We start from the raw sequence: 23,456 nt of genomic DNA, 5'->3' as shown, positions 1-23,456 counted from the left end.
GAAGGGGCAGAAACATGCGTGCTCTACCTCCGCTCTCCTTGCTGCGCGCGTTTGAAGCGACGGCCAGGCATCAATCGGTCACAAAAGCCGCGGACGAGCTGTCCAGAACGCACGGCGCGGTGAGCCGGCAGTTGAGGCTCCTTCAAGAGCATGTAGGAGCCCCGCTCTTTGACAAGGACGGAACAGGGCTAAAACTGAATCGACACGGGCAGCAACTTAACTCCGTTGTCACGTCAGTTTTCGAGCAGCTCGAACACGGCTACGCGAAGGTACGCGATCAGGTACAACGCGCAGGTTTGCACGTTGCTTGTAGCGCGACTTTCGCAATGCGTTGGCTCGTTCCCAATCTAGCGGACTTCTATCGCGAGCATCCTGATGTCCGTATCCGCCTGTCAATGACCTCGGCTCGTGAAATCCGCAACGAAGGAGCAGACCTGGTCATTGCATGGGATCTCACGTCATATCCGGAAAGCGACCTCGGTCGCGCAACGCTGCTTGCGCCAGTTACATTCGGACCCGTGTGTTCCCCTGCATATCGAGGCTCAGCCGAGACCGGCATACGCATTGCCCACGATTTCACATCAAGTGCATGGACACATTGGGACGAGCGGGCCAATTGCGGAGTCGGAACCGGAGGAGAGATATCGTTCCCGCACACGCACCTATGCATTGAAGCTGCACTCTCCGGACTCGGCGTTGCCCTCGTCGAGCGCAGACTTGTACGTAAAGAGCTTAACGAGGGGCAGCTCGTTGCGCCGTGGGGATTCGTGGAACTGCCATTTGGATTGATGGCGCTACCTGCAAACAGAACACCCCCTGCAAATCTCGATGAGTTCGTTTCGTGGCTACGTGGTCGTTTTGTGACAGGGGATCGCGCATGACGACACTTTTTATTGCATGGTCAGGTGAGAGCGAGGCTTCGCCTTGAAACGAGCCCCCGGATTCATGGCCCATATAAACGGCGTCCGCGCCCGGAAGCAACCCCGTTCTTCCCTCCAAAAAACGACGAACGACCGTCGTCCACCAGCGGTTAGCCTCCGCATTGCCAGTCGGCCACATCATCCGCATCCGCGATCAACCTGCCGCTGCATGCAGCCCCAACGCGGCGGCGACCTTGACGATATCCGGTAACGGCGCTTCAGGTTCGAGCAGCGCTCTAAGCGCCATGCCCCGCAGGAGGTCGATAAAGAGCGCCACGCCTGGATCGTCCGCTTGCCGTCCGAAATGCGGTGCGACGAACCGAGCGAGACTTCGCGCATGTTCCGCGACTACCGACCGGAGTGCGGGTTCTTCGCTCACCTCGAGGATGGTCGTGAAGAAGAATCGCGCCCGCTCCCGATCGAACATGAGCTGATTCAGGAATGCGAAGAAATGCGGCGTTTCTTGCACGTCCCCGTGACCGGAATGGGCATGCGCGCGCGCGTGCGACGCTTCGAACAGCGCAAAGAACAGATCGGCGCGGCGCGGGAAATAGTAGGTCAGGTGGGACTGGCGAACGCCGGCCAGTTTGGCGACGCGCGGTTGGGTCAGTGCCTGTACCCCCTGCGTCCGGATCAATTCGAACGCAGCGTCGAGAAGGCGCGTGCGTATGCTGTTTTCGGGCTCCGGATCGCGTTTCCGGGACAAGTGTTCGTTCATTGCTTCGCATCCATGTGTACCAGGCCCGCGAAATGCCCGAAGCGGGCCAGGACCGCAGGTGAAAGCGTGCGCTCCATCGCGGCGAGATCGTTGGCGAGCACGGTCGCTTGCGGCATGGCGAGTCCCGCCTGCACAAGCGTTGCGGTTTCTTTCAGTGCTTCGCCGCCGCACAGCATAATCGACCATTGGCCTTGCCGGCGTCGCAGGAGCGCGCGGCCGCCGGTGGCACCCTGCGCCCAGTCGGCAATCGCGGCGTCGCCACTGACGGCGATCGGGCCGACCGTCAGGGGCGCATCCGGGTTATCGAAACGATCGTGGAGCATTTGACGGATCAGGGAAACGTCGGACGCCGGGGCATGCGGCGCGTCTGCTGTCCGTGTATCTTGCAGGAATTGCCGGATCGATCGATAGACGGCATCCGGCTGGTCCAGCATGACGAAGTGCCGCGCATTCGGGACGATTACCACGCTGGCCTGGGGCGCGTTGGCCAGCATGCCCGTATAGAAGGCGCGGATGTCGGACTCGCTCGCACCCTTCCGGTAGGAATTGGCCGCCACGATCGCCAAGACCGGCGCTTTCAGCTTGACGAGGTCAGGGCGGAGATCCGCGGGCAGCATCTCGAGAACGTATTCGGCCACTGCCTTCGGATCGCTGCGTGACGCAAGCGTGGCCAGGCGGTCCGCTTCCTTCGAATCGTTCATCCGCGCTTCCAGAAAGCCCTGCATGGACGCCAGGAACGCTTGTGGCGTGCCGCCTTCGGTGAACGTGCCGGCAAGCTTTTGTGCGGCTGCGCGCCGTGTGGCGGCATCCGCGTTTGCCAGCGGCGGGAACACGGGAAAGCCTTCCATTGCGACAAGTCGCCCGACGAGGTCCGGATGCTCGGTCGCGAAACGGTACCCGATGTAGCCGCCCAGGCTGTGGCCGATCAGAACCGGGCGGTCGAGATGTTGCTGGACGATCAGGCGCGCAAGATCCGCCACGACTTTTTCGATGACCGGCGCCGACGCGGCCGGGCGTCCATCGAGGCCGGCAAGCGTTAGCGTATAGACCGGATGGGACGACGCGAATCGCCGGTCCAGCCCGCCCCAGATCCAGGGTCCCGCTCCGAGGCTGGGGATGAAGATCACCGGTGTGCCGCTGCGGCCGCCCGCGCGATCGTATTTGTCCGCTTTGATCGTGCCGACGACGAGGGTTGTCGCAGGGCCGTCGGCCGCCGCCAGTGACGTCGACGGATGGCCGAACAGAAGCGCGAACAGCATCCAGATGGCGAGCACGGCTTTCGGTACGCGGCGGGCCGCCGTGGAGCGCCTGCTTTCAGTGCAAGAGCGTTTCATGCCGCGCCTCCCGCTCCGTGTCGACGGACCAGCGAAACACGGAACCCAAGTGCCTGAAAGCACGTTTCCGACGACCTATATCCCGCCTCTTTCAACAATGCCTGCCTCCGTTCCGCCGTAACGGGATGCCAGTGAGTGTCGATCCGCGCCTGTACGTCCGCGGCGTCCTCGTGATTGAGTCCGTTCGCGATCAGCCAGTGCCGATAGGCGCCGTCGGGAAGCGGGGTGGCTTCGTATTCGAAAAGCAGGCCGGGGCTGCCCGGTTTCATGCGCATCGCCATCGCGCGCAGATAGTCGAGCCGGGCTCCATCGTCCGGAATGAAATGCCCCACCAGCAGGGAGACGGCGGCGTCATGCTGCCCCGGCGGCGCATCCTCGAGACGGCATGGATGCCATGCGACGTGATTTGCCAATGCGGTGTGCTGCACCTTTGTCCGGGCGACCCCGAGCATCGCGGCGGACGGATCGACCGCGGTGAAACGCCAGCGGCTGGCCGCCTGGCCGAGCCGAAGCAGTTCCGCGCCTGTGCCCGCCCCGCAGATGAGGATCGAAGCGTCGGTCGGGAGGAGGTCGAGCATGATTGCGCGCACGACGTCCTGGGCGAGCGCATAGCCCGGGACGAGGGTTGGAATGCGCTGGTCGTAGCTGGTTGCGGAGGTGTCGAAATCTGCCATCGAAGAAATCCTCGCGTGAGCGTTGAGAACAATGAAAACAGAGGGATAACCTGATTTGGTATGTTACCAACCAATATCGAATCGTGCGGAGGAACTTGCGAATAACCTCACGACGGGAGGGTTCAATTCGTTCGAAGTCGTCGTCGACCGACAAGGAACACGGCTTTCGCGCGATGCGTCAGTCCGTCGGGAGTCGGGGTGTTCGTGGTTCGAAGGAACGGCTGTCGAGGCGCGAGGGAGGGCCATATTGGAGCCGACCGCTCATCCGCAACTTCCCGCAAAGGCAGCTCCGCTCGACATCGACCCGCCGATCGACGCGGAACGGCTTTCAAGGACCGAATGAGACCGGATAGCGGCCGTCCACGGAACCGCACAGTCAATCTCCCTTTGACTGAAAGGCAATTGTCGGAAAATCTGGTAACGTCGCCGTTCGCAACCGTGGGCCATGGAACAAGGGCGCGCTTGTCCTGCAGAAGCCGCCGTTAGCGCGCCGCGAAATCCGGGCGATCCGGATGAGGCCTCCGATGAGATCGAACCTTCGCGAACTCGCGATGTTCGATCTCATGATTGATAGCGAGCGCCGAGTTTGTGATCGTGCGCGGCTGCGGGTTCTGGATGTTTGTCACCGGCGCCATGTGGCGTCCAGGGCGATAGTCATGCAACAGCAGACTCGGCGGCCGGTGCAGTTCGAAATACCTTTAGGGGGGTATCCAGGTCCCGCACGATTCGTATCGCATTCGCGTTGTGCACCGCCCGGTGCGACCTATATCGCAGCGAAGGCACCAACGATGCACTATTCCGAATCATCACGATCGTGCCTGTTGAAGCTTGCTTACGGGGCATCACGAGCCAACGCGCATAAGGCGCCAAGCGTGCCGCGAAGGATATCCGGTAACGCGTCGATTAAAGGAAATGTGAGATGTCTGTTGCAATACGTTCCGCGGTCGCGGAAGACTGGCCCAAATTGCGGCAACTGTTCATGGAGGTTCGCCGGGATGCTTACCCATGGCTGGAGCCTGAAAAGATCCGGAGCGAGGATCTGGATGAACAGACGCAAGGCGAACTGCTGCTGATCGCCGAAGACGGCTCCGGGCTTCCGGCGGGTTTTGTTTCGGTTTGGGAGCCGGACAACTTCATTCATCATCTGTATGTTGGGCTCGATCACCAGCGACTCGGCGTCGGTCGCGCTCTCCTGCACGCATTGCCGGAATGGCCGACAGCACGCTATCGATTGAAGTGCCTGACTCGCAATCTGTCGGCGCTTTCGTTCTACCGAGCCTGCAACTTCATCGAAGTCGGTTCCGGAATATCGGAGGACGGGGACTACATTCTTCTGGAGTCACGCGAAGGGCCTCCAGGTGACCTGGAGAGCGACGCGCGCCATCGTCAGGCGTGAAGTGGCCATGAGGCGTTGCTCATCTCGCCGCAGCCAGCGACACCTGAAGGTTTGCCGCTTACCCGAGCAACGCCGTGCCGCCGGCACGCGTTGCCGTCAACTCGGCACCCGATCCGGCACGAAGGAATGCAACGGCCGACGCGTGGCGCTTTGCAGAAAGAAGTCGGCGCCGAATGCGACCGCTTGACGATGGATTCGTGTGCCGCGGGTTCGGCCATTCGAACGCCGCGCCTTACTCGATCGGTGGAATCGCGCCTTCCGACAGGGTTTTGATGAGCCTCATGCGACGTCGTTCGAGATCCGCGATCTGACGATCGATGGCTTCGAGGCGTCGCCGCTGGACATCGGTGATCTGGTCGCACGAACGGGCGCCTTCGATCAGAAGCATGCAGTCCGGGAAGCCGAGAATGTCGTCAATGGTGAAGCCGGTCGCGATCATGCGCTGGATCTGCCTGACCTGCGTGACCGCCTTGTCGGGGAACATCCGGTATCCATTGTTCGCGCGCACCGACGCGAGCAAGCCGTGTTCGTCGTAGTAACGGATCGATCGCACGCTTGCACCGGTACGCCGCGAAACTTCTCCGATAGTCAGCAGTTCCTTCGGGGGCATCTTGTCCATGAAAAGCAGGCTAGCACGAATCGCTTGACTCTGACATCAGTGTGAGGGTTGAGACTGGGCGGACGATTCACCTTGAGGACTTTCCGATGCCCACCCGAATGCTCAGTTATCTGCTGACCGCCGCAGTCGCGGCGGCAACGCCATGTGTGTCGATGCCCGACGCGGTCGCTGCTCCGACAAGCTATACGGTGACATCGAAGGATGGAGTAAAGCTTGCGGTTCAGGAAAGCGGCAACCCTGACGGCGCACCGGTCATTTTCATTCACGGCCTGCTTGGCAGTCGCCTGAACTGGGAAGCGCAGGTGCAAAGCGCCGACTTGCGTCCATACCGGATCATCACCTTCGATCTGCGCGGCCACGGCCTGTCGGATAAACCATCCGGCGGCGCGCCGTATCACGACGGACGCCGTTGGGCCGACGACCTCGAAGCGGTGATCGACGGCTCGCACGCGAAAAAGCCGGTCGTGGTCGGTTGGTCGCTTGGCGGCGTGGTGATATCGAACTACCTCGCGACGTACGGCGATCGCAACATCGCCGGTGCCGTGTATGTCGATGGTGTGGTCGAACTCGTGCCGGGTCAGATCGTCGAGCATCCCGAGGTCTATCGGGACATGAATGCGTCGGACCTGAAGACGCATCTCGACGGCGAGCGTGCCTTCGTCGGGCTGTGTTTCAACCATCGTCCGGATGCCGACACCTTCAGCCGATTGCTCGCCAACGCCGCGATGGCGTCGTGGGACATGCAGAGGGAAGTCCCGACGATGACGGTGTTTGCCGCCGAGGCGCTCGGCAAGACGCGCGTGCCCTTGCTGTTCCTGTACGGCGGCCGCGATGCGCTGGTCGACACGTCTGCGACGCTGGCCCGCGTGACCGCGGTGAATCCACGCATCATCAGCAAAGTTTACGCCGACGCGGGCCATGCACCGTTCATGGAGGAACCCGATCGATTCAACCGCGATCTGGCCGGGTTCGTCAGGTCGGTATCCGGGAAATGAAGCATTCCTGCACAAGGAGGCAAACGTGGAACCCGACGTCGAACGAACTGCAGCGGCGGACTTCTTTCCCGGCTTTACCCGGCTCGACATCGAAACTGACGAGGTTTCGTTTCGGGGTGTCGTCGGCGGAACGGGATCACCGGTGCTGTTGCTGCACGGCTATCCGCAGACCCACGTCGCGTGGCGACTGTTGGCGCCGGCGCTCGCCAGGTCGCACACCGTCGTCGTACCGGACCTGCCGGGATACGGCGACAGCCGGACCCGCAACGATCGGCCGCGATGGACCAAACGCCGCGTGGCCGGCGCGCTCGTCACGCTGATGGATCGGCTCGGGTACGAACGGTTCGCCGTGGCCGGACATGATCGGGGCGCTCGCGCAGGATACCGGCTTGCGCTGGATCACCCTCAGCGTGTCACCGCCTATGCATCGCTGGCCGTCGTGCCCACGCTGGATGCGTTCGCGCAGGTCGACAGGACTTTTGCATTCAATGCCTGGCACTGGTTTTTTCTGGCGCAGCCTGCGGACCTTCCGGAGCGGATGCTGGCGGCCGATCCGGACGCCTACATCGACGCCGCGCTTGCGAGGATGGCGGGAGGCATTGAGCGGATCGATACATTGGCGCTGGAAGCCTATCGAACCGCATTCCGGAACCCGGACGTGCGTCACGCGATCTGCGAAGACTATCGCGCCGCCATGTCGGAGGATCTGGAACACGACGCGAGCGATTGTGCAGCGGGCCGCAAGCTTGCCTGTCCGGTGCTGGTGCTATGGAGCGACATGGAGCAAAAGGCGAGACATGTGTCGCCCGTCGATACGTGGTCGAGGTGGGCTGACAATGTGAAGGGGGGCGGACTGCCCGGTGGGCATCTGCTGCCTGAGGATGCCCCGGCCGAGGTGTTGGCCTTCCTCGAGAATTTCCTGATCTAACGGCTTTAGCGTGACAACGACGGTTTTGTCGAAGGGGGGCGGTTATCGAGCGCTTGAATCCGCAGTCGATGCCGGACGCCGACTTCGCGCGGAAGCGCATCGTTCGATGCCCGCTACGGACGTGGCCGCACTGGTGGACGCAGGCGTTGAATTCCGGTCTCGGTCGAGACGGTGGCCGCCGGATCGTGGAGTAGTATTCCCCCATCTCCAGGTTATTGCTCGACCGCTGCGGCGTACTGCCAACCTGCTCGCTAAAGGGGTTGGGGAGCGGCTTCAACGATACGTGTGGCGAGTCGGCCGTGACGACGGCATTGATGGGAATGCATGATGTCAACCGAGTGGAAGCTTCGCGTCAGACTGTTTATCCAGCGCTTCTGGCAGCCGACCAGCGCGTGCATGACCTGCATGCCGGGGAGTTGGGGCAATATCATGAGCCTTGCCCACTGGACCATTGCATTTCATACGGGCCTGCTTACCGGACTCCTGGCCGTACTGTTGACGTTCACGCCTGCGGCGAAACTCTACGTGAATCGATACGGCAATGCGTTGGTCGTTGGCGTCCTCACGGCACTGGGCGACGCTTACTCGCACACGAGTCACTACCGTATCCCCTATGTCGAGCACATCGTGACGGGGGCAATTTCAGGTCTCTTGACGCTGGCGGCCTCATATCTCTTCGAAGACCGCGCGCGACGCCTTCGGGCGGTATGGGCTCGGGTTTTCGGATAGCGTGTCCGCAGACTGCCTGAACCCACCGGGCCAAACCGGGAGAGGTTTGCCTGCTTGGACGCGCTTCATGATCGTGAGGTTGCGCATGGACAATGCGAGTTCGCCCTATGCGCCGATATGATTGCGGCGGAATCGACGGCATGCCCCATTCGGTAGTGGTCCGGGAGCAGAAGCGCTCGAGTGAAGACCTGCGGCTTTTCCAAAGCTGCTTTGAATCGCTGCAACGCAGGTGTTGATGCCGCCGCCCGTGCGCACGAAGATGGTGTCAGGGTTGAAGCGCGGTTAAACGATACTTGCCACGCGGCGCTCAGCTGATTCGAAGCGATGTGTGTCGTGCTTTCCGCAAAACCCGATACGACCAAGGCGATTCGATACGCGCCAAACCGCCGGCCGGCGCTTGTCTTTTACTGTAGCGACGGGCGTTCAGAAGTCGAAACCTGATCGCCGGGCGAGCGCCGCGTGGCGTTGCCCTCGGCAGACGGAAGCCTGTTCAGCGGTGCCGACTTCGATGGCAAACGTGCCGTCACTCAGCGAGGCGATTCCGGCCGTGCGGCTGCGGGAAAACCATGTCGTCATGGAAGCCTCTCGGTCGATCGTGAATACCAATGTGAGAGAATTTTACCCACTCGTAACCGATCATCACCATCCGCCGCCTGCCGAATGACGCGGGCGTGCGCTTCAACAGGAGAATTCATGGGCTTCCTCGCTGGAAAACGCATTCTGCTGACGGGCCTGCTGTCGAACCGTTCGATCGCATACGGCATCGCCAAGGCCTGTCATCGTGAAGGCGCCGAACTCGCGTTCACCTATGTCGGCGATCGCTTCAAGGATCGCATCACCGAATTCGCCGCGGAGTTCGACAGCACGCTGGTGTTTGCGTGCGACGTCGCCGACGACGCGCAGATCGACGCGCTGTTCGCCTCGCTCGGCCAGCACTGGGACCGGCTCGACGGCCTCGTTCACTCGATCGGCTTCGCGCCGCGCGAAGCGATCGCCGGCGACTTCCTCGACGGCCTGACGCGCGAGAACTTCCGCATCGCACACGACATCTCCGCGTACAGCTTCCCCGCGCTCGCCAAGGCCGCGCTGCCGCTGCTGTCGGACGACGCGTCGCTGCTGACGCTGTCCTACCTCGGCGCGGAGAAGGCGATTCCGAACTACAACACGATGGGCGTTGCGAAGGCCGCGCTCGAGGCCAGCGTGCGCTACCTCGCCGTGTCGCTCGGTGCCAAGGGCATCCGCGTGAACGGCATCTCGGCGGGCCCGATCAAGACGCTCGCCGCGAGCGGCATCAAGGGCTTCGGCAAGATCCTCGAGTTCGTCGAGCACAATGCGCCGCTCAAGCGCAACGTGACGATCGAGCAGGTCGGCAATGCCGGCGCGTTCCTGCTGTCGGACCTCGCGAGCGGCGTGACGGCCGAGATCATGCACGTCGACAGCGGTTTCAATGCGGTTGTCGGCGGGATGGCCGGTCTCGAAGAGTAAGCGCCGCTCTCCACGCGCCGTTGCTCCCGCAACGGCCTTGCCGACCGTGGAGTTGCGCCAGCAGTGCTTGCTGCAACGTCAGATCGCTCGACAGGTGGACGTGTCTGTCTCGACTGTCAGCCGCGTGAACCGGTTGAGCGATACAGGCACTCCGCACCGGGCAAGCGATCAGATTCGCCCGTTGAATACCCGATGGGGAATAACCGATCGGACGTACCGGGCCGGTATCGGAATCGCTCGCCGGGCACAGCGCAACAAAGCTTGACGATCAGTACCTTCCAAAACGCAGATGAGCCTGAACGGAGTCGGGCGCCGGTAAGGTTGATTGTTATTCGGGCATGAGAGTTTGTGCTGAATACGAAGGTGCACCCTGCAGCCGCTCAAGGAGGCAGGGGCAGGCTATCGGCAACGAGCGCGCAACAACAGATCTGGCAGCAGCGCCAAAAGGAGCGCAGCGCCCTGCGGAAAGAGCGTGAAAGGCGCGTTATGGATCGAGAATGGCCTATCCAAAGGAACGCGAAACACGTACGTTAGTCCGCCATGACACGCTGGAAGTACATATCGAGAAATTCGCGGTCCGCGACCAGACCGTGGGCGTCCATGCAGTAGTCGGCCACCATGCCGGGCACGAGCCGATCGATTGCCTCGAACATGCGGCGCAATGCATCGGCATCTGCTGCGTCTGAGCTGGAAATATCGAACCAGATTTCCGTTACGAGGTCGTCTTTGACTTCCACCTTGAGATAACAATGCTGGCGCCCGAAGCACCAGGCATCTTCGTCATAGGAACCATAGGGATCTCGCTGCGCCAGATCAAACCCGGCGGAAGCTGTTGCGTAAAAGCGCTTGACCCGGGGCTGGATCGAGCTCAGAGCCGTGACGACATCAGCCAAGCGAAGCCCGGCTTGGGCGTAGTTTGTCGAAGGCTGTTGAATGATGTGCAGATCAGTCCAGCCAACTCCCGATGTCGCCTGGTTTTTTTGACTGGCATCTCGCGCCGCTTCAATATCGCTGCTTACTTCACGCAGGACAGCGACGGGGTGAAGGCTGCGTAGCCCCCAGTCGTCCTCATGGATGTGAATCAGATCAGGGGAGCCGTGACTCATTTCGTTTCGGGAGCAGTGTGTGGTTTGCCGGATTTTATACCGCAAGTGCGCATCGTCCTGCGAAAATGGGTTCACCTGGTTGATCACGCGGCGTCACTGTTCGTAGAACTCCAGGCGCCCCTGAATATTCGCACCTCCATGGCGATCCCGTCCATTCACTTGTCGCGGGCCGACGTTTCAGATGTACCGCTTCGATGTCAGTCAGGCCGAGTGGACCGTTAAGCGTGAGGGCTTTGCGCAGGAAGCTGCTGGCATTGGACAATGCAAGGGGCGGCCTCGTCGGCGCGTGGTGGAAAAGCGACCTGTTCGTCCAGCACTTCGTCGTTCGACAACCTGGCGAGTGTGGTCGCCATCGCTTGATGTCCTCGTCCATCCTTGTGCTCATCGTCGTTTCGTCCATTGTCGCGTGAGCAGGTTTTCACTGGGGAAATACATTGCAATGCGCTCACATGTTCAATCTTCCCAGTAGAAGAGCGCGTCGAACTGTGTGTGTCCGCGATCATTGAGGATCGTCGGCACATACGTGCCGGGCGGCAATGAATCCGATAGTTCGATTCGAGTTGCGCGAGCAAGGCCGTAGCTCTCCAGAACAGGTTGCACGTCCTTCGCCAACTGCTGGACCCCTTTGTTTTTCAGCCTGTCCAGCATGTCAAACGCCGGAAGGTAGCTTCCCTGTTCGCGAAGATGCCAATGCTTCTCTCCTTCCATGAACACGAAGTATGGGGATAGGCGACTGAGCAACACCACCAATCCGACATGGCTTTCCCAGAGAGGACGTGGTCGTGCAACGTCAAACTCCGGCGTGTCCTTGTAAAACCAGGCATCGACAAAGGATGCGTAGCCGGACCCGTAGTGTCCCCATTCAATGTGCGATCTTGCTCCCGTTGTTCGCTCGATGGCATCGCACGCGTTTCTCAGGTAATCATCGATGACTGCCTCGTCGCAAGTCACCCAAGGATGCCGGTCAGAAATAGGTTGCTGAGTCAGCAACAGCTCTATTTTCTCATTGGAGAGGAGTGGCGAGGTCGTCATAAGGCGCGCGGTACGATAGGAACATTGAGAGGCGCCCCCCTGTGAAAATCAGGGTGCGGCCGAGGATATTGGCTGGAACAGCGACGGATTCTCTTGATAGGGGAAATTTCTGTCTTGAGTAACAATTCCTGAATTGATGGGCCGGAATGCGCTGAGCGCACCTCACTATGTCGTAGCCCGTTTTACGGGTGACTGAACGTCGATAGTTCCATTGATGAGATAATATCAAGGCGATATTTGATGGCATTGATATTTTATTGGAGTGGTTGCCATGAGCTTTTTCCGCCGTCTCGCGCTTCATCGCTTCGTGCAATCACATCCCCCGTCACGACACGTTTCTCCGGCTCCTCGCGATCTTGTGTCCGCTTATAGTGGCATCCTCCCTGCCAGTCTGCTTCAACTCTGGCGAACCAAAGGGCTTGGGCTGTATGGGAGCCTCCAACTTGCCCTGATCGATCCTGGTCAATGGCAAGCGACGCTTGATCGCTGGATTATCTCACCACCTGGTTCCGTGCGACGTATTCCCATCGCGCTGCTCCCGTTCGGGACACTGCTTTACTATCGAAAACTGACCGCGATAGATGAGGACGTCGCATATATCGATCCTGTATCGAAGCAAACAGGGGATTTGGCCTGGAGCCTCGATGATTGCTTCAACAAGATCCTGTGCGAACCGGCCTCGCTGCACTCGATCGTTTCTCCGGTACTGATACGGTCTGCACGAGAGACATGCCAAACGCTGGAACCAGGGGAAGTCTACGAAGTCGAGCAGGTATCGCTGTCCATGCAGATGCTGAGAATCGAAAAAGTCAATGCTCTCGAATTGCACCGTCGGCTTCGCGACGCCGTTGAATTGCACTCATCTGCAGCCAAACGTCCCGCGACCGTACTTGACGCACTGCCTGACGAATATCGTAGCCGGTTCGAGGAGATGGTCAGCGAACGTGATCTTGTCGGCTTGTATCTGTCCTCGTACCTGGACTGGCATCGATTGCTTGCCTTGCAACCGAATGGTCTATACGACCTGCTGCTCTGGGAAATTCAAGACAAGACTTTCGCGCGCGTCAACGTGCGCGCCTATAGCGGCGTCTACACAACCCAACGCAGTTCCGATGGCGATGATGGCGTTACGCTCGATATTGCTCTGGAGCACAACTCGTCCGGCGGTGACGCCGACGACGACCAGCTAATCGCGATGTATTCGAACGGGACAACTTTCCTGCTTCGCGCCAACGAACTGGAGGATATGGCAACCGCGATAGGTGGTCGCAACCTGATGGGGCGCAGCGAGTCCTACTTTCGGAAAGTGACGTTAAGCGACGCATTCGTTGAAGAGCAGGCCGATGGACGTGTTGCGCCACCGTTCGACGATTTTCCGAAAGCACTGCAGGCATTGATCCATGTCGAACCGTTACGAGCGACCATCACGCACGTCGACATACCGAATCCGGATGAAGAAGAGGAAGGGGAGGGGTCCGTCATGTGCACGCTGGATCTCGGATCGGAGGACGGATTGCGCATGAACATGCCGCTCTATTCTCCCGAGCACTCCGGGCGCAATCTCGAAGGCTGGGTTTGGCGGATGACCCCTCATGCCTGCGGCGCCGGTGTTTCCTATCGGCGAGGCGTCGACGGCACCATCGAGAACGGCCCGAAGGTTGGAGACGTTTTGGTGACACGCGCTCGTGGCTGGCAAACATGATGCGGATATCCGTCTGCTGAGCAATGTGGCCGCCCACGCACCGGCGGCCTGCTCGATCAACTGCAGGGATGCCGGCGTCACGCCGGGTTCGCCGTACTTTGGCGTGGGCGCCTGCAGATACGACATCGGCATGGCATCTCCTCCCGGTGGCGTGCGCTCGACCCGGGCATCGTGTGTGGTGTGCGGCGGGTCGCGGCGTTCTACGCGTACCGTCTACGGAGAAAGGGGACATCCCACGCAGCGACCAGCGTCGCCCCCTTCACGCGTGACTCAATCCTGCAGCACCTGCGGGGTACAGCCAATCATTGATGGGTGCAATCGATTCAACCGTCGCCCGCATCGCCGAGGGCAACGTCGGCCTTCTGCTTTCTGCCGATCCGGCAGGTGACGTTTCATCGCGCGCCCTGCGAGGCCGACTCAAGTTGCGCTCCACTCGTCATCGATCATTCCGCCCCGAGCGTCAGCCACGTGGATGAAGCCTTTGAGGTCTGTAACCAGCCAGAATGCCTGCATCGCCTCGATATCCATTGAAAAACAAAATCACTGAAATATTTCTCATGCGGTTTCCAGGCAGCGCACTCGCCGCTATTCTTTTGACCGATGCTCGGTTCGAGGAAAATCGGAATTGACCGTGCTACTGCTTGATTGATTGATCGAGCGCGCGTCGTGACTGGCTGGAGCGAACTGACGACCAGATCGTCAAGGCGTCCCTCGGGCACGCTGCCATCGAGATGTCTGCTGCACTCGACGCCTTTCGGACCAGAACCAGCGGAGTCCGGGCTTCATCCGGACGCATCCGTCTCAACCGATTCTCAATACATCAACGCCGGGAGCCATCAGGTGAGCTATCAGTTCAAGGCAGGAAAAATATATCGGATGCCTACGCATTTCGGGCCTGCGCCAGGGCCGCGGCAGTTACCCGACGGCGTCTCGACCGATCCGAAACTCAGCCCACGTCGCCTGTCGGTCGCCGTGAACTTCCTGACCGATGCAAAGATGCTCGAACGGCACCTGCCGGAGGGCTTCACGCTTGCCGGCGAACCTGTCGTTTCAATCGAATTTCACTACCTGACGGAAATCGACTGGTTAGCCGGGCGCGGCTACAGCATGATTCACGTCGGCTGGCCGGCGAGCTTTACCGGCCGGCGGGATCGGGCGACCGGCCGGTTTCTCGCGGTCGTCTGGGAAAACCTCGCCGACCCGATCATTTCCGGTCGCGACGAGATCGGACATCCCAAGCTCTATGCCGAGATAGCCGAGCCGCGCCTGTGGAACGGAACACAGACATGCGCCGCCGGCTGGATGGGGTTCCGTTTCCTGGATCTGTCGGTTGCCGAACTGAGCGATGCGCCGTCTGCATCGACGGCGGCTCACGCGGATGGCACGCTGATGCTGAAATACGTCCCGCAAACGGGCGCATGGGGGCAAGCCGAGATCAATCAGGTGACGCTTACACCGTCCGCCGATCCCGACAGGACGATCGAGCGCCGGCAGGAAGGCATCGGTGCCGTGCAGTTCCACCGTGCAACCTGGGGCGATCTGCCGACCCTGCAGCATGTGGTCAACGCACTGGCCGACCTGCCCGTCCTCGAATCGCGGGGCGCATCGGTCATTCATTCGCGCGGCGGCAAGCCGTATCTTGATCAGCGCGTGCTGGTGTAATCGGTTTCGCCATTCCTGCGCTGGCGAAGCACGCTGGTGCAGTTCGACCAGGGCATCGAAGCCGGAACCGGACCGGAGCATCGGCCGATGGTTGAAAAAGCGTGCGAGGCACCGGCTATGCCTTCGGCGTTGACGATCCGAAAAATGGCGATGGCGCGCTTGTGCCTCGGCAGGTTCGGCATGGACACGTAGCTTTACCGCATCCGCTTCGTGATGAAAGCGCGTCGTTCAAGCAGGTTTGACGGCGCCGTCAGGTCGGCCGATGCCGATCAGGGAGACGATGCAGGCGAGGGCGCTCGCGCACGCGCAAACGACGAACACGCACGGAATGCCCGCAATGCTTGCACCGAAGACGGCGAGGCCCAACGCATCTCCAATCGGCCGCACGGTCGTGAAGGTGGCCGAAGCGATCCCGGCGCGATGCCGTTCGGCCGCCGCGAGCAAGGCGCCTGTCACGGCCGGGATGGCCGGAACACCGCATGCGGGGCCGGCAACCGGAAATCGCCGGGCGTGACCGCGACACTCGCCTTGAGCCGCTATTGCGCCGGGCTGTCCGGGTGCATCAGTTTGCGGTAAATCTGTTCAACCCGCCCGGGTGAAATGCCGTTGCGTTGCTCGATCGCAAGTGGATGCTCGCCGGGCTCCAGCTCGACATACGGCCGTATGCCGTTGTCGCGCAGATGCACCATCGTCTTGAGATTGAGCGTTTCCGGATAGATGTCGAGACGCGTATTGAGCCAGCCAAAAAACGGGCCGACATCCGATCGATGCGCGATATCGAATGTCCGCACCCATTCCATGAAGCTGGACTCGCTCAGCGAGAGCCACACTCCCCAGGAGAATGGCTCGTTACTCTCGTGCACCGGTATTTCAATGCATCCGCGGACGAAGAACATGCTTTCATCGATGACGCAATCGTCGCTGCCGAGCGAACAGCGACGCGCCCTGTCCGCGGCGGGTACCTCGTAATAGCTGAAAGGCGCATTCGCGCCGAAGCTCGGCATGCCGTGATGCGTTTTACCGCAGGTTATGCACTTGAACGAGAACGTCATGGATTGACCGCAGACTCGGGAAGAATCGGTACTTTCTCACAGGCGCTTTACCGTCGCAACGCGGAACGGGATATTGCCCGCCTTTGGGCGAAAGGGTGATGCGATACAGGCAGCCCGCTTTTGGCACGGGTGAAATCGTGTGCATGACCGCTTGATGCACGGTCGAAAATCGCGCTTCTTTTCCGGAGTGCGGATTTTTCCGGATTTCCCGGATCGGAGGCCGCGCATGCTTTAAGTTCCGGGCAAGGGATTCCCATCGACGTGCCTCGGCCAAAGCCGGCCAAAGGCCGCTCATCTTCTCACGGCGCGTCTGGCCAGACTTGCCCGATTACCCGTGACGACCATTCGACTGTGATGGCTTTATATCGCTGATAAGATCAATTCCTTTCGTGCGCATGTTGATGATTTGACCGATTCCCCACTTTTGATTGGAGCAGCCATGGTTGATATTTCGCATGAGACCGTCGAACAAACGGAGAGCCGTCTGCGGCGCGTCATGACCGAGTCGCGACTACGGGTGTACTCCGGGACGTATGCGTTCGTTGAATTTCCGCTGGATCAGTTTCCGGCGGCTGTGCGGGCCGACGCACTCGCGCTGGTACGAGACGACAACGTGTGGAGTCAGCTTGTTCCGAGTGACGGCTCGCAGAAGGAACGGTTCGGCATCTTCCGGTTCCACTTTCCGGCGGGAGCGGACAACAGCGGCTTCGTAGGCTGGCTGGCCTCGCATCTCAAGAATCGATTCGGCACCGGCTTGTTTGTGACATGCGGACAGAATCAGGCCGATGGCGGAATCTTCGATTACTGGGGCGTGCCGGAAACGCTGGCGGGTGAAGTAGTTGAAGAGGTCAAGCGGCTTGTGTCGGGAACATAGCGGCCGTTCGCCTGCGTTGCCCGATGGATAATACCGATTCGATTCCTACCCGTACCCCATGGTCCGGTAACGCCCGGATCATCCTGGCGTGTCCACGCAAGAAACGAGATGCAAACACATCGCATTGAATGCGAACAGCTTCCGGGGCAACCGATACCGTGTCGGGATCGTTCCGCAATGGCCGATCATCCCGGCGTGGCCGTTACATGCCGTTGATCCTGCGTCGGGCGACCCCGGCCGATGCCGCAGAAGTGGCGGAAGTCTACCTGCGGTCGCGCAACACGCTGGCATCGTATGCGCCGCTCGCGCACACCGAAACGGCCGTCCGGGAGTGGATCGCCAACGTGCTGGTCCCGTCGGGTAACGTCACAGTCGCCGTGAGCGATGGCTGCATCGTCGGCATGGCCGCGCACTCCGTCACAGATGGCGTGGCGTGGCTTGACCAGCTGTACGTGTGCCCCGGGCTCAAACGGCAAGGGATTGGCACTCGCCTGCTGGCGTCGGTAAAGTCGCAGACCGACGGCCGGCTCCAGCTTCATACGTTCCGGATGAACCGTGACGCCGCCGCGTTTTATGAGCGGCACGGGTTCGTTGCCGTCGCATATGGCGATGGAAGTGGAAACGAGGAGGGGTGCCCGGACGTTTTGTATTGCCTCGCGCGGTAACGCTTCCGTCCGCTGGTTCGCATCCGCTGGTCGTTATCCGCGAGGTAGCGAAGTTCAATCGTCGGCTAGACGTGTGCGCCAGATATGCGAACCGCCACGTGAGCGCCGAACAGGCGCAAGCCGCCGTCAGGGCATCGATGGATCGTGGCTACTGCGACAAAACCTGCTGCTCGGGTAGGGCATCCCGAAACTGCGTCGGCGACAAGCCGGTCCATCGCTTGAATGCGCGGGCGAAATTGCTGGTGCTGGTGAATCCGAGCAAGAACGCGATTTCGGTTACGGAGCTTGTGCGGCGCTGGATGTAATTGCAGGCCAGTTCCCGGCGCGTATTGTCCATGATCTGCAGGAAATGCGTGCCGCGCTGCGCCAACCGCACCTGCAGGGTAGCGGGGCTCATGCACAATGCTTCGGCCACCTTCTCCCTGCTGCAGTCGCCGGAGGGCAGCAATTCGATGATCTTCTGCGTGACGCCGGTCACCACGTCGCTCTTGTCCAGACGGGCGAGATATTGATTCGCGATGTTGTCGTTGACCTGCGCCAGCTCCGGGCAGGCGCCGCCGAGCGGCTGCATCAATTCCTGCCTGTCGAATGTCAGCGTCGTGGCCGGATTCGAAAAACTGACCGGCGCCCGCATCAATGTACGGTACGGCTCGTCGCCTTCAAGCGGCATCGGTCGATGGAATTCCACGGACAGCGGGTTGAACCCCGGTTTGTACAACATGCGCATCGTTTGCACCAGGAACCCGACGAACGCATCCTCGGTTTCGCCGCAGACCTCGATCCTGAAATCGGCGGCGCGCACCGCGATCGTATTGCCGTCTTCGATCACGCGAACGGTTGCCGCCTGCGACACGAGCCGGAAGTACTGCTCCAGCCGGCGGCAGAAGTCGAGGAGCGTGCTGCTGGCGGCGAGCGCGTAGCCGAGCGCATGCAAGTGGGAGATATGGATATGGCGGGCCACCGACAAGCCGAAATACGGATTGTGGGTCGCCTCGACGCAGGCACGGTATAGCCTGGTCAGCGTGGCGACGGGCAGCCGGACCATCGGGCCGTTCACCATGTGGGGTTGCACGCCGACGGCGCGAAAAATGCGCTCGCTGTCCATGCCGCTGGCCTGCAGGGTCTTGGCGATTGCCGTGCAGTACCCGCCTATGGTCGTCGCTTCCTGCGTCGCGACGTGGGAGGGGTGGCGGTCGGGTTTCAAGGCGCGGCGATGTCGATGGACGGGGTGACGCCGATTCTACACCGCTGCCGAACCGTGCCCGGCGCGCTCGCGACCGCCGCCGTTCGACCGCGCGGGAACGGCCCCCTCCCGGCCATGGCCGCCCGTTCACCGGCGCATCCCGTCGCCGGTCAGGGCGGATCGCTTTGCGGAATGCACTTTTCGCTCCAAAGAGCCGCGCGCTCATGTCCCCCTGCCTATGATCGTTTCCTATCGCGGGCAGGTCTGCGCCTCTCCGCTACGACACCATTCCAAGATAACCCGGAGACGTCATGATCGAAGACGCATTGCTGTTTGAAACCACCGGCGCGGTTGCGCGCCTGACGCTGAATCGTCCCAAGGCGATGAACGCGCTGAATATCGCGCTGCTGACTGAACTGGACCGCCGGCTGGCCCAGATCGACGCCGACGACGCCATTCGCGTCCTGGTCCTGACCGGCACCGGCCCCGCATTCTGCGCCGGCGCGGATCTGAAGGAGGTGCTGGCAAGTCAGCATGCGGAGGTGGGGGAAGCGGATTTCCTCGACCGGGCCGACGCAACGCTCGCACGCCTGCGCAATTTCTCCAAGCCGGTGATCGCCGCACTCAACGGCGTCACGATGGCCGGGGGGCTGGAGCTGGCCATGTGCGCCGACATCGTCGTCGCCGCGGAGAGCGCCGCGATCGGGGACGCCCATGCCAACTTCGGCGTCTATCCCGGCGCCGGCGGCGCGGCGGTCTTGCCGCGCCTGATTCCCCAGAACATCGCCATGTATCTGCTGTTGACCGGCAAGACGCTGTCGGCGACCGAGATGAAGGCGTACGGTTTCGTCTCCGAAGTGCATCCCGACGCCGAATTGTCCGACGCGACGATGAAGCTGGCCGGCCAGATCGCCGGCAAGAGCCCCGTCGTGCTGCGGCGCATGAAGGCTGTCGCGCGTTCCTCCGCCGACAAGAGCCGGGACGACGCGTTGCTGCACGAGCAAGTCATGCTGCGTCGCCATCTGCGCAGCTTTGACCTGCAGGAGGGTTTGCAGGCATTCGCCGAAAAGCGCGCGCCGCGATTCCAGGGCCGTTGAGCCCGCCCGGTTCAGTCATCCTGCCTTTCTCATTCCTCAGTCGGAATTACATGAACGATATCTATGTTGCCGGCGTCGGTATGACGCCGTTCGGACGCTTGCTCGACCGCAGCGTGTACGACATGGTCGGCGAGGCCGTCACGCTGGCATTGAAGGACGCCGGTGCGGAGGCCGCGGACATCGGCTCGGCATTCTATGCGACGCTGACCAATGGCCCGTTCCAGGGGCAGAGCGCGATTCCCGGGCCGATCGCGATGCGTCGCCTCGGCATCGCGGGCATTCCGGTGTTCTCCGTCGAAAACGCCTGTGCCTCCGGCTCGTCGGCATTCAGCCTCGCGGTGCAGGCGCTGCGCGCGGGGGCCTGCGACGTGGCGCTGGCCGTCGGTGCGGAAAAGATGAATATCGCCGAGAAGGCCAAGATGTTTGCCGTGTTCGACGGCGGCTGGGACGTCTCGACCGTCGAGGAAAACAAGAAGACGCTGCTGGCACTGGGCGAAGGCGTGGAGCCTCCGCCCGGCACCCAGTCCGACCGTCCCTACAGCGTGTTCATGGACGTCTATGCGGCCATCGCCCGCAACCACATGAAGCGCCATGGCACCACGCAGCGCCAGATCGCCGCGGTCGCGGCCAAGAACCACCAGCACTCGGTGCACAACCCGCTGGCGCAATTCCAGCAGCCCATGACGATCGAGCAGGTGCTCGGTTCGCCGCCGATCACCTATCCGTTGACGACGGCCATGTGCTCGCCGATCAGCGACGGCGCGGCCGCCGCCGTGCTGTGCACCGCCGCCGGCCTGAAGCGCCTGCAGGGCGAGGCGGGTCGCGCGGTGCGCGTGCTGGCCAGCGTGATTCAGACCGGCATCACGCGCGGCGTCGATGAGCCGCACAAGATCATCGCCCGTCTGGCGGCGACGAAAGCGTACGAACAGGCCGGCGTCGCGCCGGAGGACGTCGACGTCGCCGAGGTACACGATGCATCGGCGATCGGCGAGATCCTCAACGCCGAATCGCTGATGCTGGTGCCCCTCGGAGAAGGCGGCCCCGCGGCCGAACGCGGTGACTTTACGGTTGGCGGACGCATTCCGATCAACCCGTCCGGTGGGCTCGAATCGAAAGGCCACCCGATCGGTGCAACCGGCCTCGGCCAGATTCACGAACTGGTGACGCAATTGCGCGGCGAAGCCGGGCAGCGTCAGGTTCAAGACGCCCGGATCGCCATCCAGGAAAACGGCGGCGGCCTTTACGGCATCGAAGAGGCCGTGGTCGGCGTCAACATCCTGGCAAAACAATAGGGAGGCCGCCATGGGACACGTATTCCGCACCGAAGAGCAGCAGGCAGCCGTCGATGGACTGCGACGCTTCCTCGACGCCGAGATCGATCCGGTTTTCAGCAAGCAATACCGCGACCAGTTCGTGCCGCGCGACAGGATGGCCGACATCATGCGCCGGCTGACGGAGTTCGGGCTGGTGTCGGGCATCGCGAGCGAAGCCAACGGCGGCCTGGGCCTGGACTGGTTGACCTCGCTGATGCTGTTCGAGGAAGTGGCGACCACTTCGGCGGACCTGTCGGTGCCGGTGCTGATCAATTCGTTCGGCGTCGTGCTGCTCGAGAAGGTAGCGCCCGCGCATTTGCGCGAACGCTACCTGCCCGGCCTGTTGAGCGGAGACAGCTTCGTCTCGATGGGCATTTCGGAACCCGATGTCGGCTCCAACGTGCTGGAGATCAGGACGCGGGCACGCCGCGACGGCGATCATTTCATCATCAACGGCGAAAAGACCTGGATCAGCAACGGGGAGTACTCGGATTTCCTGATCTGTACGTGCCGTACCAGCGACGATCCGCGCAAGGGGCTGACCCATTTTCTGCTCGACCGCAAGGAACACCCGTACGAGGTACGCGGTATCCACAAGATCGGCTTCAACAGCCAGTCCACCGCGCAGATCTTCCTGACCGATGTGCGGGTGCCGGCCTCCAACATGATCGGCAACGAAGGCGAAGGGCTGCGCAATACGCTTTCGCTGTTCGAGCGGTCGCGCGTATTCGTCGCGGCCCAGGGGCTGGGCATCGCCCGACGGGCGCTCGAAGAGGCGGTTCGCTATGCGACGGAGCGGCGCCAGCACGGCAAGGTCATCGCGGGCCACCAGTTGATCGCGGCGATGCTCGCGGAAATGGCGACCCACGTGGACGCTGCGCGCCTGCTGACCTACCGCGCGGCGTCGATGATCGAAGCCGGCGTGCCGGCCGAGATGGAGGCGGCGATGGCCAAGTATTTCGCGTGCGAAGCGGCGGTGAAGATCGCCCGCCAGGCGGTGCAGATTCACGGCGGTAACGGCGTCACGACCGAATTCCTCGTCGAGAAGCTCGCGCGCGAGGCAATCGTCACGCCGATTCCGGAAGGCACGACCCAGATCCAGCAACTCATCATCGGACGCGCGTTGACCGGCGTACCGGCGTTCTAAGACCCCCAGTCACAGGAAACATCATGCGTATCGAAGGAAAAGTCGTCGTCATTACCGGCGGCGCGTCGGGCCTCGGCCTTGCGACGGCGCGCTATCTGGCACAGGAAAAGGGCGCGCGCGTCGCCATCTTCGACCTGAACGCTGAAGCGGGCGCCCGGGCCGTGGAAGAGATCGGCGCCGAACGCACACTGTTCGTGCAGACCGACGTCTCCAGCGAGGAGTCCGTACAAAACGCGGTCGCGGCCGTGACCGCCCGCTTCGGCACGGTGCATGTCTGCATCAACTGCGCGGCGCTGCCCACGCCGTGCAAGGTGCTGGGCAAGGACGGCAAGGCCACGCCGCTGGCGAAGTTCGCGCAAGTGACGGCGGTCAACGTCAACGGCGTGTTCAACGTGATGTCGAAGTGCGCCGAGCAGATGGCCGCGAACGAGCCGGAAGCCGGGGAAGAGCGCGGCGTCGTGATCAACATCTCGTCGGGCGCCGCCTACGAGGCGCAGATCGGTCAAGTGGCCTATGCGGCCTCCAAGGCCGCGCTGCTCGGCATGAACATGCCGGCGGCGCGGGAACTCGGTGACGTCGGTATCCGGGTGAACGCCATCGCGCCGGGCCTGTTCCTGACGCCGATGGTGAAGTCGCTAGACGAAAAGATCGTCAATGCGCTGACGTCGCAGATCGAGGCGCCCCGACGTCTCGGCGACATGCGGGAGTTCGCGCACTGCTGCGCGTTCATCATCGAAAACGCGTACCTCAACGCGGACACCATCCGTCTGGACGCGGCATCGCGCCTGCGCGCGCGCTGAACGCACGCCGCCGGCGGCATGGCAG

Annotated in this window: 24 protein-coding genes and 2 pseudogenes; 16 read left to right on the top strand and 10 right to left on the bottom strand. The window is 61.7% G+C overall.

The genetic code is table 11. The features are described from left to right. The first annotated feature begins 14 nt into the window (after positions 1-14). Entirely contained in the window at positions 15-881 is an 867-nt protein-coding gene (locus GQ56_RS40790; protein WP_075122885.1) for a LysR substrate-binding domain-containing protein, read from the top strand. A gap of 193 nt (positions 882-1,074) precedes the next feature. On the opposite strand, the gene GQ56_RS0106735 is transcribed toward GQ56_RS40790, so the two are convergent. From GQ56_RS0106735 to GQ56_RS0106725, 3 genes are read right to left on the bottom strand one after another with little or no spacing between them, the layout of a single operon-like run. Continuing rightward, complete coding sequence (locus GQ56_RS0106735; protein ID WP_052007204.1) at positions 1,075-1,638, bottom strand: TetR/AcrR family transcriptional regulator; 564 nt, start codon at positions 1,636-1,638, stop codon at positions 1,075-1,077. Next, complete coding sequence (locus tag GQ56_RS0106730; RefSeq protein WP_031397918.1) at positions 1,635-2,912, bottom strand: copper uptake system-associated protein; 1,278 nt, start codon at positions 2,910-2,912, stop codon at positions 1,635-1,637. Before GQ56_RS0106730 ends, GQ56_RS0106735 begins: the two co-directional genes overlap by 4 nt. Positions 2,913-2,968: 56 nt before the next feature. Then, positions 2,969-3,646 (bottom strand): class I SAM-dependent methyltransferase, encoded by a 678-nt coding sequence (locus GQ56_RS0106725; RefSeq protein ID WP_031397917.1) that lies wholly within the window; start codon positions 3,644-3,646, stop codon positions 2,969-2,971. 919 nt (positions 3,647-4,565) lie between these two features. On the opposite strand from GQ56_RS0106725, the gene GQ56_RS40785 reads away from it, so the two are divergent. Next, on the top strand, positions 4,566-5,042 hold the full coding sequence (locus GQ56_RS40785) for a GNAT family N-acetyltransferase (protein ID WP_075122884.1): 477 nt from the start codon (positions 4,566-4,568) through the stop codon (positions 5,040-5,042). Between the two features lie 232 nt (positions 5,043-5,274). Here GQ56_RS40785 and GQ56_RS0106710 read toward each other — a convergent pair whose 3' ends face one another. Next, entirely contained in the window at positions 5,275-5,661 is a 387-nt protein-coding gene (locus tag GQ56_RS0106710) for a MerR family transcriptional regulator (protein WP_031397915.1), read from the bottom strand. Between the two features lie 86 nt (positions 5,662-5,747). On the opposite strand from GQ56_RS0106710, the gene GQ56_RS0106705 reads away from it, so the two are divergent. The 6 genes and pseudogenes from GQ56_RS0106705 to GQ56_RS44000 all read left to right on the top strand — a co-directional run. Then, positions 5,748-6,656, top strand: a complete 909-nt coding sequence (locus GQ56_RS0106705) for an alpha/beta fold hydrolase (protein WP_031397914.1) — start codon at positions 5,748-5,750, stop codon at positions 6,654-6,656. A 25-nt stretch (positions 6,657-6,681) separates the two neighbouring features. Beyond that, the gene (locus tag GQ56_RS0106700) at positions 6,682-7,584 is read left to right on the top strand and encodes an alpha/beta fold hydrolase (protein WP_031397913.1); all 903 of its coding nucleotides are present in this window, start codon (positions 6,682-6,684) and stop codon (positions 7,582-7,584) included. Between the two features lie 327 nt (positions 7,585-7,911). Beyond that, positions 7,912-8,313, top strand: a complete 402-nt coding sequence (locus GQ56_RS0106695; RefSeq protein ID WP_031397912.1) for a hypothetical protein — start codon at positions 7,912-7,914, stop codon at positions 8,311-8,313. Between the two features lie 315 nt (positions 8,314-8,628). Further along, positions 8,629-8,865 (top strand): annotated as a pseudogene (locus GQ56_RS44005) (IS66 family transposase); the annotation flags it as partial. Positions 8,866-9,006: 141 nt separating this feature from the next. After that, positions 9,007-9,798 (top strand): enoyl-ACP reductase FabI, encoded by a 792-nt coding sequence (gene fabI / locus GQ56_RS0106690; RefSeq protein ID WP_031397911.1) that lies wholly within the window; start codon positions 9,007-9,009, stop codon positions 9,796-9,798. Continuing rightward, a pseudogene (locus GQ56_RS44000) lies at positions 9,788-10,020 on the top strand (IS481 family transposase); the annotation flags it as partial. The gene fabI and the pseudogene GQ56_RS44000, both read left to right, overlap by 11 nt. 308 nt (positions 10,021-10,328) lie before the next feature. Here the strand turns inward: GQ56_RS44000 and GQ56_RS43995 are convergent. Both GQ56_RS43995 and GQ56_RS0106675 read right to left on the bottom strand, forming a co-directional pair. Continuing rightward, positions 10,329-10,904, bottom strand: a complete 576-nt coding sequence (locus tag GQ56_RS43995) for a hypothetical protein (protein WP_152601662.1) — start codon at positions 10,902-10,904, stop codon at positions 10,329-10,331. 453 nt (positions 10,905-11,357) lie between these two features. Then, complete coding sequence (locus GQ56_RS0106675; RefSeq protein ID WP_031397908.1) at positions 11,358-11,936, bottom strand: hypothetical protein; 579 nt, start codon at positions 11,934-11,936, stop codon at positions 11,358-11,360. 271 nt (positions 11,937-12,207) lie between these two features. On the opposite strand from GQ56_RS0106675, the gene GQ56_RS0106670 reads away from it, so the two are divergent. Together GQ56_RS0106670 and GQ56_RS0106660 are read left to right on the top strand one after the other, a co-directional pair. Continuing rightward, the gene (locus GQ56_RS0106670; protein WP_031397907.1) at positions 12,208-13,638 is read left to right on the top strand and encodes a GAD-like domain-containing protein; all 1,431 of its coding nucleotides are present in this window, start codon (positions 12,208-12,210) and stop codon (positions 13,636-13,638) included. 840 nt (positions 13,639-14,478) lie between these two features. After that, a complete protein-coding gene (locus tag GQ56_RS0106660) occupies positions 14,479-15,300 on the top strand; it encodes an acetoacetate decarboxylase family protein (protein ID WP_031397906.1) in 822 nt (273 codons plus the stop codon). On the opposite strand, the gene GQ56_RS43985 is transcribed toward GQ56_RS0106660, so the two are convergent. The 3 genes from GQ56_RS43985 to GQ56_RS0106645 form a co-directional block, all read right to left on the bottom strand. After that, positions 15,282-15,488 (bottom strand): hypothetical protein, encoded by a 207-nt coding sequence (locus GQ56_RS43985; protein ID WP_152601661.1) that lies wholly within the window; start codon positions 15,486-15,488, stop codon positions 15,282-15,284. The two genes, GQ56_RS0106660 and GQ56_RS43985, sit on opposite strands and share 19 nt — an antisense overlap. 40 nt (positions 15,489-15,528) lie before the next feature. After that, a complete protein-coding gene (locus tag GQ56_RS0106650; protein ID WP_152601660.1) occupies positions 15,529-15,756 on the bottom strand; it encodes a hypothetical protein in 228 nt (75 codons plus the stop codon). Positions 15,757-15,836: 80 nt separating this feature from the next. Next, positions 15,837-16,352, bottom strand: coding sequence for a DUF2199 domain-containing protein (locus tag GQ56_RS0106645; protein WP_043301182.1), 516 nt, complete (start codon positions 16,350-16,352; stop codon positions 15,837-15,839). A gap of 439 nt (positions 16,353-16,791) precedes the next feature. Here GQ56_RS0106645 and GQ56_RS0106640 point away from each other — a divergent pair, with 439 nt between their 5' ends. After that, a complete protein-coding gene (locus GQ56_RS0106640) occupies positions 16,792-17,226 on the top strand; it encodes a DUF6196 family protein (RefSeq protein WP_031397903.1) in 435 nt (144 codons plus the stop codon). A gap of 206 nt (positions 17,227-17,432) precedes the next feature. After that, positions 17,433-17,891 carry a GNAT family N-acetyltransferase gene (locus tag GQ56_RS0106635; protein ID WP_031397902.1) on the top strand — a complete coding sequence of 153 codons (459 nt, stop codon included), beginning with the start codon at positions 17,433-17,435 and terminating at the stop codon, positions 17,889-17,891. 148 nt (positions 17,892-18,039) lie between these two features. Here GQ56_RS0106635 and GQ56_RS0106630 read toward each other — a convergent pair whose 3' ends face one another. Beyond that, positions 18,040-19,095, bottom strand: coding sequence for an AraC family transcriptional regulator (locus GQ56_RS0106630; RefSeq protein WP_043301180.1), 1,056 nt, complete (start codon positions 19,093-19,095; stop codon positions 18,040-18,042). Positions 19,096-19,385: 290 nt separating this feature from the next. Between GQ56_RS0106630 and GQ56_RS0106625 the strand changes: the two genes are divergently transcribed. The 4 genes from GQ56_RS0106625 to GQ56_RS0106610 are packed head-to-tail and all read left to right on the top strand — an operon-like array spanning position 19,386 to position 23,431. Beyond that, the gene (locus GQ56_RS0106625; RefSeq protein WP_031397900.1) at positions 19,386-20,171 is read left to right on the top strand and encodes an enoyl-CoA hydratase/isomerase family protein; all 786 of its coding nucleotides are present in this window, start codon (positions 19,386-19,388) and stop codon (positions 20,169-20,171) included. 50 nt (positions 20,172-20,221) lie between these two features. After that, positions 20,222-21,463 carry a thiolase family protein gene (locus GQ56_RS0106620; protein WP_031397899.1) on the top strand — a complete coding sequence of 414 codons (1,242 nt, stop codon included), beginning with the start codon at positions 20,222-20,224 and terminating at the stop codon, positions 21,461-21,463. Positions 21,464-21,473: 10 nt separating this feature from the next. Next, the gene (locus GQ56_RS0106615) at positions 21,474-22,631 is read left to right on the top strand and encodes an acyl-CoA dehydrogenase family protein (RefSeq protein WP_031397898.1); all 1,158 of its coding nucleotides are present in this window, start codon (positions 21,474-21,476) and stop codon (positions 22,629-22,631) included. 23 nt (positions 22,632-22,654) lie between these two features. Then, positions 22,655-23,431 (top strand): SDR family NAD(P)-dependent oxidoreductase, encoded by a 777-nt coding sequence (locus GQ56_RS0106610; protein WP_031397897.1) that lies wholly within the window; start codon positions 22,655-22,657, stop codon positions 23,429-23,431. Positions 23,432-23,456: the final 25 nt, after the last annotated feature.

The sequence above is a fragment of the Burkholderia paludis genome (genome assembly GCF_000732615.1).
In the GTDB taxonomy this organism is placed as follows: Bacteria; Pseudomonadota; Gammaproteobacteria; order Burkholderiales; family Burkholderiaceae; genus Burkholderia; species Burkholderia paludis.
This window is presented reverse-complemented; position numbering and strand designations above follow the sequence as displayed.

Excerpts from the sequence above, each read along its gene's own strand:
- GQ56_RS40790 (WP_075122885.1), top strand. The coding sequence starts at position 15 with ATGCGTGCTCTACCTCCGCTCTCCTTGCTGCGCGCGTTTGAAGCGACG.
- GQ56_RS0106735 (WP_052007204.1), bottom strand. The coding sequence starts at position 1,638 with ATGAACGAACACTTGTCCCGGAAACGCGATCCGGAGCCCGAAAACAGC.
- GQ56_RS0106725 (WP_031397917.1), bottom strand. The coding sequence starts at position 3,646 with ATGGCAGATTTCGACACCTCCGCAACCAGCTACGACCAGCGCATTCCA.
- GQ56_RS40785 (WP_075122884.1), top strand. The coding sequence starts at position 4,566 with ATGTCTGTTGCAATACGTTCCGCGGTCGCGGAAGACTGGCCCAAATTG.
- GQ56_RS0106710 (WP_031397915.1), bottom strand. The coding sequence starts at position 5,661 with ATGGACAAGATGCCCCCGAAGGAACTGCTGACTATCGGAGAAGTTTCG.
- GQ56_RS0106705 (WP_031397914.1), top strand. The coding sequence starts at position 5,748 with ATGCCCACCCGAATGCTCAGTTATCTGCTGACCGCCGCAGTCGCGGCG.
- GQ56_RS0106695 (WP_031397912.1), top strand. The coding sequence starts at position 7,912 with ATGTCAACCGAGTGGAAGCTTCGCGTCAGACTGTTTATCCAGCGCTTC.
- fabI (WP_031397911.1), top strand. The coding sequence starts at position 9,007 with ATGGGCTTCCTCGCTGGAAAACGCATTCTGCTGACGGGCCTGCTGTCG.
- GQ56_RS43995 (WP_152601662.1), bottom strand. The coding sequence starts at position 10,904 with ATGAGTCACGGCTCCCCTGATCTGATTCACATCCATGAGGACGACTGG.
- GQ56_RS0106675 (WP_031397908.1), bottom strand. The coding sequence starts at position 11,936 with ATGACGACCTCGCCACTCCTCTCCAATGAGAAAATAGAGCTGTTGCTG.
- GQ56_RS0106670 (WP_031397907.1), top strand. The coding sequence starts at position 12,208 with ATGAGCTTTTTCCGCCGTCTCGCGCTTCATCGCTTCGTGCAATCACAT.
- GQ56_RS0106645 (WP_043301182.1), bottom strand. The coding sequence starts at position 16,352 with ATGACGTTCTCGTTCAAGTGCATAACCTGCGGTAAAACGCATCACGGC.
- GQ56_RS0106640 (WP_031397903.1), top strand. The coding sequence starts at position 16,792 with ATGGTTGATATTTCGCATGAGACCGTCGAACAAACGGAGAGCCGTCTG.
- GQ56_RS0106635 (WP_031397902.1), top strand. The coding sequence starts at position 17,433 with ATGCCGTTGATCCTGCGTCGGGCGACCCCGGCCGATGCCGCAGAAGTG.
- GQ56_RS0106625 (WP_031397900.1), top strand. The coding sequence starts at position 19,386 with ATGATCGAAGACGCATTGCTGTTTGAAACCACCGGCGCGGTTGCGCGC.
- GQ56_RS0106620 (WP_031397899.1), top strand. The coding sequence starts at position 20,222 with ATGAACGATATCTATGTTGCCGGCGTCGGTATGACGCCGTTCGGACGC.
- GQ56_RS0106615 (WP_031397898.1), top strand. The coding sequence starts at position 21,474 with ATGGGACACGTATTCCGCACCGAAGAGCAGCAGGCAGCCGTCGATGGA.
- GQ56_RS0106610 (WP_031397897.1), top strand. The coding sequence starts at position 22,655 with ATGCGTATCGAAGGAAAAGTCGTCGTCATTACCGGCGGCGCGTCGGGC.